At 47.3% G+C, this 13,392-nt stretch carries 10 protein-coding genes and 1 tRNA gene; 4 read left to right on the top strand and 7 right to left on the bottom strand.

From position 1 onward, the window contains the following. Positions 1-81: 81 nt before the first annotated feature. The 5 genes from AB9P05_RS05550 to AB9P05_RS05530 all read right to left on the bottom strand — a co-directional run bounded on the left by AB9P05_RS05550 (position 82) and on the right by AB9P05_RS05530 (position 4,830). Positions 82-231, bottom strand: a complete 150-nt coding sequence (locus tag AB9P05_RS05550) for a lmo0937 family membrane protein (protein ID WP_371907817.1) — start codon at positions 229-231, stop codon at positions 82-84. Between the two features lie 56 nt (positions 232-287). Beyond that, positions 288-1,412 carry an ABC transporter permease gene (locus AB9P05_RS05545; RefSeq protein WP_371907816.1) on the bottom strand — a complete coding sequence of 375 codons (1,125 nt, stop codon included), beginning with the start codon at positions 1,410-1,412 and terminating at the stop codon, positions 288-290. Further along, entirely contained in the window at positions 1,409-2,782 is a 1,374-nt protein-coding gene (locus AB9P05_RS05540) for an ABC transporter permease (protein WP_371907815.1), read from the bottom strand. The genes AB9P05_RS05545 and AB9P05_RS05540 overlap by 4 nt, the downstream gene beginning before the upstream one ends. A 1-nt stretch (position 2,783) precedes the next feature. Further along, positions 2,784-4,517 carry an ABC transporter substrate-binding protein gene (locus AB9P05_RS05535; protein WP_371907814.1) on the bottom strand — a complete coding sequence of 578 codons (1,734 nt, stop codon included), beginning with the start codon at positions 4,515-4,517 and terminating at the stop codon, positions 2,784-2,786. Between the two features lie 148 nt (positions 4,518-4,665). Beyond that, complete coding sequence (locus tag AB9P05_RS05530; protein WP_371907813.1) at positions 4,666-4,830, bottom strand: hypothetical protein; 165 nt, start codon at positions 4,828-4,830, stop codon at positions 4,666-4,668. A gap of 157 nt (positions 4,831-4,987) precedes the next feature. Between AB9P05_RS05530 and AB9P05_RS05525 the strand changes: the two genes are divergently transcribed. After that, complete coding sequence (locus AB9P05_RS05525) at positions 4,988-6,508, top strand: hypothetical protein (protein WP_371907812.1); 1,521 nt, start codon at positions 4,988-4,990, stop codon at positions 6,506-6,508. Between the two features lie 233 nt (positions 6,509-6,741). Here the strand turns inward: AB9P05_RS05525 and AB9P05_RS05520 are convergent, their stop codons facing one another. Then, complete coding sequence (locus AB9P05_RS05520; RefSeq protein ID WP_371907811.1) at positions 6,742-7,668, bottom strand: TraB/GumN family protein; 927 nt, start codon at positions 7,666-7,668, stop codon at positions 6,742-6,744. A gap of 199 nt (positions 7,669-7,867) precedes the next feature. Here AB9P05_RS05520 and AB9P05_RS05515 point away from each other — a divergent pair. From AB9P05_RS05515 to AB9P05_RS05505, 3 genes are all read left to right on the top strand, one after another. Further along, positions 7,868-7,942: transfer RNA gene (locus AB9P05_RS05515), tRNA-Pro, on the top strand. 705 nt (positions 7,943-8,647) lie between these two features. Further along, the gene (locus AB9P05_RS05510; protein WP_371907810.1) at positions 8,648-11,557 is read left to right on the top strand and encodes a PHB depolymerase family esterase; all 2,910 of its coding nucleotides are present in this window, start codon (positions 8,648-8,650) and stop codon (positions 11,555-11,557) included. Between the two features lie 128 nt (positions 11,558-11,685). Next, positions 11,686-11,907 (top strand): hypothetical protein, encoded by a 222-nt coding sequence (locus tag AB9P05_RS05505; protein ID WP_371907809.1) that lies wholly within the window; start codon positions 11,686-11,688, stop codon positions 11,905-11,907. Between the two features lie 486 nt (positions 11,908-12,393). On the opposite strand, the gene AB9P05_RS05500 is transcribed toward AB9P05_RS05505, so the two are convergent. Continuing rightward, the gene (locus tag AB9P05_RS05500; RefSeq protein WP_371907808.1) at positions 12,394-12,585 is read right to left on the bottom strand and encodes a hypothetical protein; all 192 of its coding nucleotides are present in this window, start codon (positions 12,583-12,585) and stop codon (positions 12,394-12,396) included. Between the last annotated feature and the right edge of the window lie 807 nt (positions 12,586-13,392).

Here is a 13,392-nt window from a genome sequence, read left to right as displayed (position 1 = left end):
AACAATAGCACGATACCTTTTCAACCAGCAAAAAGCCCGGTCTTTCATTTAAGGCCGGGCTTTATTTATTATTTACGTTTGCTATCTGCCTCTGACTAGTCGAATGATAATCAGAACCAGGGCAATAACAGCTAATACGTGGATAATTCCTCCTATATTAGGGAATGCAAAATAACCCAGTAGCCATAGTATAAAGAGTACTACCGCTACAATCACTAACAGGTTTTTCATAACGTTTCAGGTTTGATAAGAACTTTGGGTAGAACCTGAATGGTGCTCAGAATGTTCTAAGCTATTTCTCTTGGGTTAATTTTCTTTCGTACCGCATCCCCCAAGGTATGGATAGACAGGATAGTCAGAAAGATGGTGAGCCCAGGGAAAACGACGAGCCACCAGGCAGCAGCATCATACTTAATGTTAGAAAGTAGCTTCCCCCAGCTTGTTACCTCCGGAGGAAGGCCTACTCCTAGAAACGAAAGGGTTGATTCTGCCATAAGGATGGCGGCCACCCCGAATGTAAAGTCAACCAGTACCACAGCGGCACTATTTGGGAGGGCATGCCTCAGCCATATCTTTCTTCGCGATATGCCCAGAGCGTAAGCGGCCTCAATATATTCCTGCCTTCTGATACGTAACATCTGTCCGCGGACCAGCCTGGCTGCGCCTATCCATGAGGTAGCTCCCATAAGTAATACAAAGGTCCATACGCCCGGCTTTACGACAGCTACCAGTGAAAGAACGAGGAACAGTCGCGGAACGCTGGCAAAGATCTCTGTAAATCCTGTAGACCAGGTATCAATAGGCAAGGGGAGTCCCTTTCGGAACCAGGGAATATAGCGGAACAGGACCAGCAGAGCATAGGTAATGATGAGAATACATAGCCAAAAGAGCAGGATCTGTAAAAGAAACTGCAGTGAGCCGAACAGACCGGCATCAGGGAGGTCTTGCCAGGTATACCGTGGCACATAGATAAGGTAGAACCACACCAGTAACAGATGGATGCCTCCGGCCATCCAGGCTGCGCGGCTAATGATAATCTGTCTGTCGCCGAAGAAGCCTGCCAGGCCCCCTAATAAGGTGCCCAATACAGAGGCGAGGGTCATCGCAGCCAGGGCCACGAGCATGCTGCTTCTGGCACCGGTCACAATGCCTGAGAGCAGGTCCCGGCCCAGGTGGTCTGACCCGAGGTAAAACACTCTCCCGTCAGGCTCTATCGTGCTGAATGGTGGTAAAAAAGAGGCGGAAGGGTGAAGTTTATCAGCATTAAAAGGCAGAATGCCTCTGCTTCCGTTTTCACCAGTGATGAAAGGGCCGAATACGGCAAAAATAACCATGAGTAAAAGCCATACGGCTGACAGGAAGGTGTCTGTCCTGAAAAATGTATAGTATGTTTTTCTGCTTCTAATGATCATTCTCTAAGTCTGATCCGTGGATCGCTCGCAAAATAGGCGATATCTGCCAAAATATTGGCTCCAATACGGATCAAAGCAATATAAAAAACGATCCCCATCACTACAGGAAAATCTCTGGCGATAACCGAATCGGTCAGAAGCTTGCCTATACCTGGAATAGCGAAGAGTGCCTCTACTACCAGCGATCCGGCAAATACTGCGGGTAAAAACAGGGAGATCAGGGTGATCAAGGGAAATATTGCATTGCGGAAAGCATGTTTCCATGTGACCTTTGACTCACTCAATCCTTTTGCCCTGGCGGTGGTGATGTATTCTTTGGGGTAGACTTCTTTAAAGGCGGATTCCACTTGCTTGGTGACGTATGGGATAGAAGACAGTGCAAGGCAGCTTATAGGAAATATTAGCTGCCTGAGCTTAGTGAAGACCTGCTGAGGCCCGGATGATGGTACACTGATCACATCATAAAAAGGGAGTAACTCGTATAGATCGAGGGTCACAAGCGCCATGATAAATAAAAGGCAAAGCCAGAATAAGGGCATGGCATCTAACATGTATAACGCAGTGGAAGACAAGTTGGCCGGTATAGAAAAGCTGTTCTGCGAAAGGAATTTTCCAAGCCACAATGAGAGCAAGAAGGTCATAAACAAAGCGGGAATGGTCACCCATAGTGTCTGGCTGACTGCTGTGCTGATTTTGTCATTGACAGCTTCGCCATCCCTGAATGAGGTCCCGAAGTCGCCTTTTATCAATGATGTGAGCCAGAGGTGGTAGCGGTTATTGATGCCGTGCCATCGTATTTTCGGAATAAAGTTCTTCCATGGAGTGGCTGTTCGCTCCAGATTATCCAGTGTTACCAACGCCTGTCTGGTCAGCGACCTCGTTTTGGTTGTGATACCGGGAAATTCAGCCAGGGCCATCCATTGGCGTTTCGCAGTTGAGACATCATGCCATTTGTAAAGGGGGCCTATGAGTGAGGCTACGTCGGGGTTGTTGAGGGTAGCAGTCTCCGCCTCCATTACCAGTGAGGTGTAGTTAGCGGCCGGCTCCCAGTTACCATAGTTATATACTACGCGCCCGGCCAGCTCGCGTAGTGCAGAGGGGTAAAGGCTCCTGAGTGTATCGGGCTCTGCAAGGGAGGTGATGCTAACGTAAAATATCGGCAGATCAAGTCCGTATTGGCTCCTTATCCTGCGGTAGACCGTTTGCCGCATTTCTGCCGTATTTTTGTCAGAAAACCGGCCTGCTGTGCCCTCCAGCCGGCCGGCCACCCAGTCCTGCGGGGCTAGCTCACCGATAAGCAGTACGAGCAGTGCTACTGCCAGTACAGCAGGAATAGCCCATAAAAGCCTTCGGAGCAAATACCTGAGCATACTAGTCTTCTTCTTTCAGGGTGAAATTAGTGAGTTCATACCCTGGTTGCAAGGATGAAATGGTCACATTAGTAAACCGGCTGTGGATAGCGATTTTATCCTGAATGAAATAGAGGTAGATAATATTGGCTTCTTCGTGCAGTATTTCCTGCAGGCGGTATAGGTAGTTTACCCGGTTGGTTGCCGAAGTGTCTTTGACTATGGTGTCTACCAGCGAATCACTTTCGGTTGTGCCAAAACCTGTATAATTGTATCCTCCCTTTCCACTGGCATCAGTATGAAGAATAGGCCTGAAGTCATACGCAAAGGGATTGCCCCGGAGGGCGCCAATAAAGATTTCAAACTCGTGATTACGCAAAGATTCGGAGAGCACGGCCCCTTCGACCGGTTTGAGTTCGGTTTTAATGCCAATAGAGGCTGCAGCCTCCTGCAGGATGAGGGCAATGGTTTCGTATGCCGGAGTTCCGCTTTTGTAGGTAATCACGAATCCAAGTTCCTGTTTGGTTCCTCTTTTTTCGCGCGTCCAGGTACCGTCTTTCTGTTGCCAGCCTGCATCCTCCAGTATCGCTCTTGCCCTTTCCGGATTATAAGGATAAGGCACGATATTATCGTTAAAATGTGCCGAATCTGCTGGTGAAATCATTCCTGTGGCGGGCTGAGCTATGCCATATTCGTTTAACTCGATTATCTGGGAGACATCCAGCAAATGCGCCAGGGCTCGTCTGGTGTCGCTGTCAGCCAGCTTAGGGAGGCGGTCATTCAGACCGAGATAAATGAATTTATAGGTAGAAGGAGAGTAGAGGGAATAATTCTGCAGGAAGGCCTTATCTTTTTTCAGCTGGCGGAAGTCAGAAGAGGTAATATTATCCATTAAATCAATTCTTCCGGCTTTAAGCATGAGCAGACTGGTGTTGTAATCCGGAATAATGCGGAAGATGATCTCATCCGGCTTTGCTGAAATCCCGGAAGAGGCCGGTAATTTATCTCCCCACCATTCTTTCTTACGCTTCAGGGTAATGTATTTGTCGGTTTCCCATGCTACAAGGTGATAGGCGTGACTGCCGGTTATCATAGTGGAATCTCGTGAAGTGGCGGGGTCGTTAAACTTCCGGACGAACCGATCATAAGGGGCATTGCCCTGGGTGTCGATCTTGCCTGCTACGAGGTCATGCAGGGGCCATTGACCGGTTACATTCTCGTTATCAAACAGGTGCCTGGGTAATATCAGAAAGTCGCCGGTAAGCAGCTTGAGGTCATCTGCGCCCGATTCGCAATAAATAGCAAATTTTTTAGGGTTAGTAGGGTGGGGTACGAGTCCTCTAATAAACTGGTAATCCACGCTTGCCTTGTCATTATTGAGGCGTGGGAGAAAGAAAAGCTTTATGGTGAAGGCCACGTCTTCAGAAGTAACAGGATGTCCCGGACTCCAATTTGCCTCAGGCCTGATCTCGTAGTGGTATAGAAATCCGGAGTCAACAGCCTCCACTGTGGGGAGGTCCACTGCTAGCTGAGGTCTAATGCCGTTATTCCTATGGTCGATGGTAAGGAGGGATTGATAGATGTAGTTGCTTACTCTGAACGTGTACTGATCCACATAGCTTACCGGGTTTAGGGTTTCCGGATTTTGAGCGAGTCTTACTGAAACCGAATTTACTGATTCAGCGCCTTCATCGGATGAGAAACACCCGGAAAGGGAGAGAAAAGCAAGCAGAATCAGGACGGTATGTAATCGCATAGAATCGTTCCTTACCATCAAAAGTAATATTGACAGGCATAAAACGCTTACAATAACAACATTTTAGTTTGAAAAAATAACTATTTACAGAAGGGGATATAAAAAAAGAGGCCATTTGGCCCCTTTTTAAATATATTGTTTCCGAAAATTAGCTTCCGGGAGTAGGCTCATTTTCTTCCATCCATGTACCTGCACCACCATCATCATTGGTGATTACGGTTTTGCTTATTCCGTCATCATCCGGCTGAGTAGCAGGTGACGAAGTAAGCAACATGGAAAAGTTCATCATTAAAAGTGCAATTAAAGTCATCATGGCATTTAAAGATTTTAGGTTAATGATGCTAAGATGATTAATTAGGTATAGGAAAAACAGGAAATTTTAGCCATGAAAATAACATTAAAATTTTTTATATTTTATTGGTTTTATCTATATTTAAAGAAGTGAAAGTTACTTTAACCGGCCTATTGGGATGGAAGAGATTGCTAGACTTGTAAAAATTGTAACAAAGAGAGGTAAGAAAAATATACAATTATTAGATCTGAAGTCTGATAATGATCTCAATAGCAAAGAAATGCAGCTTTTCAATAAGATCAAAGAAGGAAAAGTTGGATCTGATAAAGACGCTGCATATGAAATTTACGGGGAAGAAAAGGTCGACTATCGCTATAGAATGCTCAAGAGTCGGTTGAAGCAAAAGCTACTGAATCACCTGTTTTTTCTCGACTTTAACGATAGCCAGATCAAGGCTTCCCACCACGATGAGCAGGAATGTCTGAATTTTCTTCATCAGGGGCGTATGCTGCTGAAATTCGGTGATCTGGGTATCGCGGAGAAAATCCTGAATAAAGCCATAAACCTCGCCAAAGGGTCTGAATTCAACTACATCATTCTGGATTCCCTCAAGCTGCTCCGGTTTATTTATGCAAGCCGGGTAAGGCCGGTGATGTATGATAAGAACAAGGAAAAGCTGGAGCACTACAAAAAGCTTATCAAGCTGGAAGAAGAGGCGGCTGAGCTGTACTTTAAAGTTAAGGTGGAATTGAACCGCAGCGTCAGCAGCCGTAAAGAGAACCTGCAGTTTGCTGAGGACGGTATCGAGACTCTGAGGAAGTTGTGGGAAAAAACGGATAGCTACAATATCTTTGAACACTACCACCTGCTCAATGTCTGGTTTCATGAACTCACCGGTAATTATGCGAAGGTGATCGAGATCACGAACCACATTGATGAGCAGTATAAGAAGACCATCATTAACCGGAAACGCTTCGATGACCGGTTCAACAAGTTTGCGAAGATATACGCTTACCTTCGTATTAAGGACTATAAAAACGGATTGGCCCAGGCTAAGGAATATGTAAAGAGCTTTAGCCGTTACTCCACAAACTGGTTCAGCTTTATGGAAAACTACTTTCTGCTGGCCATGCACTCACGGGACTACACTCTTTCCGGGGAGTTGTTGCAGGAGGTGGAACGGAATCCGAACTATAATAAGATCAGCGAACTGGCTAAGGAAAGGTGGAATTTATATACGGCTTACCTGCAGTTTATTAATCCTACGAACCGGGTAAACCGCTCCTTTAATTATTATGACTTTGTAAGTACGGTGCCTGAGTACTCTAAAGACAAAGAGGGCTTTAATCTGGCTATCCTGGTGCTTCAATATCTCTATTACCTGGAGAACAAGGACCTTGATGCACTGATGTTCCGGGTGGAATCGCTTAAAAAATATATGAGCAGGCACTTTAAAGAAACATTCAGTACCCGCACGGTAATTTTCTTTAAGCTACTTATAAACCTGGTGCAGTATGATTTTGATCTGAAGACGTGCCGTAAGAAAAGCAAGTATCTGTATGACAAGCTTAAATCGGCAGATGTGCCGGGTGATGCCTACGCGGAGATAGAGATTATCCCCTATGAGCACTTGTGGGAATGGCTGATGAATAAGCTGGAAGAGTTTGAGGAGAAAGGGGATCGAATGAGCCTTGCCTGAAAGGAATTAAGAGACTGTCTCAAAAGTATCGGGGCCTCTTTTTCCACCAAACAATATTTTGAAAATTACCTCAACCACTCTGCATAGCGAAGTATAACTTCGTGGAAATGGCAACCACGAGACCGAACGCGGCCCGGTACAACCCCGCGGTAGTTACGAGGAATACAAAATTATATTTTGAACAAAAAGAGGTTGCCTTTTGAGACAGCCTCTTTTTTTTTGTTACTGCCGTCTTACTCCCTTACAGGCTCTACGGTGTAGCCTTTATCCTGTAATAAGGAGATTACCCCCTTTTGCCCACCGAGGTGGCCGGCTCCGACTGCTATGAACGCTGACTGTTCCTTTACGATCTGCTCGATCCTGGGTATCCAGTTTTGGTTTCTCTGATAAAGAAGCAGGTCCGCATAGTTGAGGAACTGTTCGCTTTCAATAGAAATCTCCAGAAGCCTTTCCACATCTTTGGCTTTATAGGCTTCAACCATACGGCTAAATTCATTTGCAGTAGAGGCGCTATCATTGATCATATCTTCTATCCAGGCGATCTGCTCTTCCTGGGGGATGCTATCGAATACGGAGAATTGATAAGCCACTGTTTCCAGTCCTATGATCTCCTGCTCCTGTTGCTGTGAGAGCTCTATAAACCGGCCCTCATAGCTTTCCGGTGCGGCACAAGGGAGGTATTTCAGCAATAGCATATTCTGTATGACAAATGGCTTCATAATACCGAGCTGCTGAACTCCGGCGCCGTATTGTTTTTTCAGGATCTGATCGAGTTTTGTGCGGCTTTCCTCATCCATGTTTTCTGTAAAGTTCATCAAACCGGGATTGATCATGCTCTGCTGCATTTGGGTTTGCAGGTCAGGGTCGTCCATATCCAGTTCAAGGACGGTCAGGCTTGTTTCTTTTACTGCCTGCTCGACGTATGGGGCCAGGGTAAAGTCTGCCGGGCAGATAATATGAATGGTGCCATACAGGTAGCTGGGGCGCTCCAGTCCGTTGCCGGATATCTTATACAGGAGACTGGGCTCAGTGTTGGTTTCTGCGGAAGCCTCTGCGCTCATTTCTTTTCCCCCTGTCTGGTTGATCCGTGGGCGGGCACACATGGTAAAACCTATAAGCAACGCGATGCCTATGGTCACATTTTGCAGTGTTTTTTTCATCAGCTCAAGTTAATGTAGTCTGCGAATTAAGGTAAAAATCGATTTAGTCCATTAAGTATTAAGGTTAAATTACACTAGGCCTGCATTTGAGCTTAAAGAAAATGAGATGCCTTGTTTTGGGGTAAGAAAAAGTTTTTTACATTTGCAGTCCTATTCGCAAGCCAGGCACTGGATGCGGATAAAAGAACGAAAGTTCGGACGGGATGTGGCGCAGTCCGGTTAGCGCACCACGTTAGGGACGTGGGGGTCGCTGGTTCGAATCCAGTCATCCCGACACCAAGAAGCTTCTCAGATTATCTCTGAGGGGCTTTTTTTATGGTTAGCGCACCACGTTAGGGACGTGGGGATCACTGGGCTGGGCGCCCCCGTTCCAATTCAGTCATCCCGACACCAGGAAGCCTCTCAGATTATCTCTGAGGGGCTTTTTTTATGGTTAGCGCACCACGTTAGGGACGTGGGGATCACTGGGCTGGGCGCCCCCGGCTAGGCGCCCCCGGCTAGGCGCCCCAGCTAGGCGCCCGCTTTCGCATTCGGTCATTCGGAAAGGGGGGCACAAGCGATTGCACTTATAAATAGCGGCTTTCAGGCCACTTTTCTGCGGGTAACGCCACCCTGACCTGGTTTTATATTTCCTGTCACTTTCTTTTAACGTGAGGGAATAACCTCCCTTGAAGAAGGGATAGCTCCATGTTGATTTTACCTGCTGTCAGTTCAGCTTACATCTTTCGGCTACTTGAAGGGGGCGGTGGTGGGTGGTTACCCTGAAATTTTATAATAGCCTGAATATCACAAGAGGGGCTTTATTGGTGGTTTGTTTTTGTATGAGGGTGTTTCATGGTTCTTCCCATTGAGGTATTGGGATTTCACCACATAAAATTTTTAGTTCGCAAGTTAATTTAGTTCAATTGTTTGGTTTGGGGTAAGTTTTACTAGCTATTGCTATCTGGCTGTGGCTATCGAACGACATAACCCAATGTATATGAAACATTTTAACCAACTATTTGGCCTGGGGCTCTTAATGATGCTCTTTTGGCTGCCTGTCTTATCTCACGCCCAATCTCTTAGCAGAATATCTTCCTTTGGGTCTAATCCGGGTAATCTGGATATGTATCTGTATGCTCCATCTAGTGCAGGTGCGGGCGCTCCCCTGGTGGTGGCTATGCACGGATGTACCCAGGATGCTGCGGGCTTCGCTGCTGAAAGCGGCTGGAGCGACCTGGCGAGTAAGTATGGCTTTTATGTGGTTTATCCCCAGCAAAAGTCGGGCAATAACTCCAGTAAGTGTTTTAACTGGTTTGAAAATGGTGATATTAATCGCGGACAGGGGGAGGCCTCCTCTATCAGGTCGATGGTGAGCTACATGAAGTCCTCGTACGGGGTTGATGGCTCTTCTGTATTCGTTACCGGTTTTTCGGCCGGGGGGGCTATGACTGCAGTAATGATGGCTGCCTACCCTGATGAGTTTAGCGGCGGTGCAGTAATGGCGGGGCTTCCTTACAAGGCGGCTACTTCTTTGACCTCCGCTTTTTCGGCGATGAGCCCCGGAGTAAATAGAAGTCCCTCTCAGTGGGGGAGCCTTGTACGTAATGCGTATAGCAGTTATAGCGGACCATACCCCACGCTGAGTGTGTTTCATGGTACGTCTGATTATACGGTGAGTAACTCTAACCTTACGGAGCTGATGGAGCAGTGGACGAATGTGCACGGTACTGACACAAACCCTGAAACCTCTCAGGGTAGCTACGAGGGTAATAGCCGTATTACCCGTAAGGAGTATCGTAATAGCGGTGGCTCACCTGTAGTGCTTACCTTTGACATAACGAGCATGGGCCATGCAGTGGCTGTAGACCCCGGCAGCGGGGATAAGCAAGGAGGCTCCACCGGCGGTTATGCCACGGATGTGAATTTCTTTGCGGCGTATTATGCTGCTGAGTTTTGGGGGATTACCGGAGGAGGGGGGTCGCCTGACCCTGGTGCTCCGGCTGCACCTTCTGCGCTTACAGCCTCATACCTTTCTGCTTCCTCCGCAATAGCGCTTAGCTGGTCGGATAACAGCTCTGACGAAACCTCTTTTTCTGTGGAGCGCTCATTACAGTCTTCAGGTGGATTTGCGGAAGTAGCGTCACTTTCGGCAGGCAGTACTTCTTACTCTGATGCTTCAGTCAGTGCAGGCAATACGTATTATTACAGAGTCCGGGCCCAAAGCAGCGGAGGTTACTCAGCCTATTCCAATACGGCCTCAGCGGCAGTCCCCGGATCCGGTGGTGGCGGAGGTGGCGAGACTTTCACGATTGAGCAGCCACTGGCTCAGGGCTACCTGTCTTATGTGAGTACGTCAAATTCTGCACAGTCATTTACTCTTGATCGTGCGGCCCTGTTAAAGACGATAGAGGTTAAGTTCAGAACAGCTATTTCAAACAGTACGCTTAAGGTATTTGCGGGTAATACGGTGACTGACACACCTATATATACCCAGCAGGGAGTGTCTAAGGGTTCGGGCTGGCAAACAGTGGCGCTTAGTAGCCCTCTAAGCCTCCAGGCGGGTCAGTATACTTTTCAGGTTACCAATAGTGTGTTTAGTTATAGCTATACGAATACTTATAGCGGGGGAAATATTTACCTGGACACCTATGGCTATACGGTTTTCGATGCTGCTTTTAAACTGACATTTGAGGCGTCCTCTTCTTCTGCCCGCTATGCGGGGCCTGAAGCGAATGCGGCGGAGAGGCCTCTTTATAGTGTCAGTAGCTTTGGGTATAACCCGGGTAACCTGTCTATGTATCTCTATGTGCCTGCTAATATGCCTGCCAACGCACCTGTAGTGGTGGCTATGCATGGATGCTCACAGACGGCTAGCAGCTATGCTAATAACACGGGCTGGAATGAGCTGGCCGACAGGTTTAAGTTTTATGTAATCTACCCCCAGCAGAGTAGCTATAATAATGGTGCCCGTTGCTTTAATTGGTTCAATTATTATGATTATACCCGCGGATATGGCGAAAACCGCTCTATCAGAAGTATGGTGGATTATGTGAAGAGCAATTACAGCGTAAACGCGGGGCGTGTATTTGCCACGGGCTTTTCTGCAGGAGGGGGTATGACCACTACTATGCTGGCTACCTATCCGGAGGTGTTTAGTGCCGGTGCTGTCCTGGCAGGGGTGCCATACCATGCGGCGGCTAATGCTTATGCGTCGGGTTATGCCATGAACCCAGGGTATAACCTTTCTCCGGGCGGATGGGGGGATCTTGTGCGTGGCGCATCTAATTATAGCGGCCCCTGGCCCGAGGTGGCGGTATTCCATGGGACAAGTGACTATACGGTAAATGATAATAACCTGAGGGAAATAATGGAGCAGTGGACGAATGTACACGGCACGGACCGATATGCGGACGCAACTGACTATTCCTTTGCGGGCAATAGCTCGGTTACCCGCCGGGATTATCGCAACAGTCGCGGTAGCAGTGTGGTAGTGACATATTCTATAGCTGGTATGGGTCATGATGTATCTGTTGATCCCGGCACAGGGAGCAAACAGGGGGGAACCACGGGTACCTTTGCTGCAGACGTGAATTTCTTTAGTTCTTATTATGCTGCGGAGTTTTTCGGACTTACAGGAAGCGGTTATCGTGTTGAACCCACAGCAGAGGAAGCATCTTCTGAAATGACCTGGAGGAAGATTCAGGGAGGTGTGGAGTTGTCTCTGGGTAGTGAGTACCAGGAAGCGACTATCAGGGTGCTGGATATGATGGGCCGTGAGGTCTACAGCAGGCCGTATGCGGGGGTGTCTGTGGTAGATGTGGTACCGGGGCATAGCCGGGAAGGTGTGTATTTCATTCAGGTATCGGGTTCAGGCGGTGAACGGATGCTGAAGGTTTACCTGGATTAGCCCACTCTTTACTTAGACTGATGATAAATTAGTCTTTGTGAGGTGATTTGCCCAACAATCTATGGTGGTTCTATCGTTTAATTAGTAATTAATAGGAAAACAAGTATTTACTAAAAGAATTTATAGATATGGACGCAACTTGTGATCATTGTTCTCACTGGGAGCAGACCAGTACCATGGATAGCTCCAGCGCTGAATTTGGAAAATGTAATGAGCTTACTGAGGAGCACCGGGACCCGGAGTATATTATACCGGTACTGAATAATGGTAAGCCTGTAACTGATAAGGTGGATCATTATGCATTTATGACAGGTGCTAAGTTTGGCTGCAATCACTTCGCACAAGCCTGATTAAGGATATACTATTTAAGTAATGAAAGCCCCGTAAGGGGCTTTTTTTATGTGAAATATTTACGAGAGGCTGTGGGGTATGAAGCTGCCTGTAATAAGCATGACCATCAAGTTGAGGGGGGTGAGGCACTATTGATTAAATCACTAACTGTGTATTTTATTTCGAATTATAATAACTACGGCGGGGTTGTACCCGGGGGTTGCTGCTCAGCTACCAGCCCCTTGAGGAGTGCGGTCTGCAAGACTGTTCAGTTACAAACTAACCTTAAATAATAGATCCAATCTACTCCGGACGGGATTGGGCTTCGCTAATCTCTGACGAGTTGTTTTAAAGTAATTTGTGTGATTAGTTTGACGGCTATACATCCTGGGAGGGGCAGGCGCAGAAATGTACCTATGGAAAACAGATGATTACGCCGGAGCTGGGTTGGCATTCAAGTGGGTCCACGCTACTGCTGAACCCACCCCGGAGTCATTATTATATGTTCAATGAATATCGTCTGCCGACCCTCCCAGGAGGGTATTTAGAGTAGTGCCTTTAGTGGTTTGAGGGTAAAGGTGTGTTTGCAGAGTACGCGCTTTCATAAAGCACCCTGCATGTACCTCCGAAAGTCTGACCACCCTGCTGAGAAAACGCGGGTACGTTTTTTCGGTGGTCCCTGCAGAATGTATCTCCATGCAGCCAGTTACGATAAATTCTAACGTCGGCCCCGCCCCCGGTTGGATAATTTCTTCGAAATTTATCCATACGGGGGGCTGTCTCAAAAGTAGCAAGGCCTCTTTTTCTGCCAAACAATATTTTGAAAATCACCTGAAACACTCTGCATAGCGAAGTCGGACGCGACCCGGTCAGGCGCGACCCGGTCAGACGCGACCCGGTCAGGCGCGACCCGGTACCAACTTCGCGGAAGTGGCAACCACGAGACCGAACGCGGCCCGGTCGAACGCGACCCGGTACAACCCCGCGGTAGTTACGAGGAATGCAAAATTATATTTTGAACAAAAAGAAAGAGTCTGTCTTTTGAGACAGCCTCATTGCTGTACTGCTAGCTAATTACAGGTCTTTACATCCTTAGCTTGACGCCTATGCCCTCAGGAGGGAAATTTTAGTGCTTATCGCTTCAGGTAGCCACATTTTTAAAAGCCAACCATTCAAAATGAGCAAAATAGAGCCTTAGCTTGACGGTTATGCTGTAATGAGGGGAGGGGGGTAATGCAGGAGATGCAGTGGCCTATTGGTGTATGTTGTAAAAATACAATTTTAGTAAAAGGAAAGGCTTAGCCAAAGGAGAACCGAACGCAGGATGAACGATAGTAAGAGGGTAAGCGAAGGAGAAGCGAAGCAGAACCGAGGGAGAAGCGAATCAGAAGCGAAGGATTAGGAAGGGAAATTCAGCTGAAATAGATTGATTTTTTGACCGATGTCAAAAAATGGTATGGTAATAGTACAAAATATGGGGTGTTCAGACAAGGCTTGGGAGCCAT

The sequence above is a fragment of the Roseivirga sp. BDSF3-8 genome, from assembly GCF_041449215.1.
Classification (GTDB): domain Bacteria; phylum Bacteroidota; class Bacteroidia; order Cytophagales; family Cyclobacteriaceae; genus JBGNFV01.
This window is presented reverse-complemented; position numbering and strand designations above follow the sequence as displayed.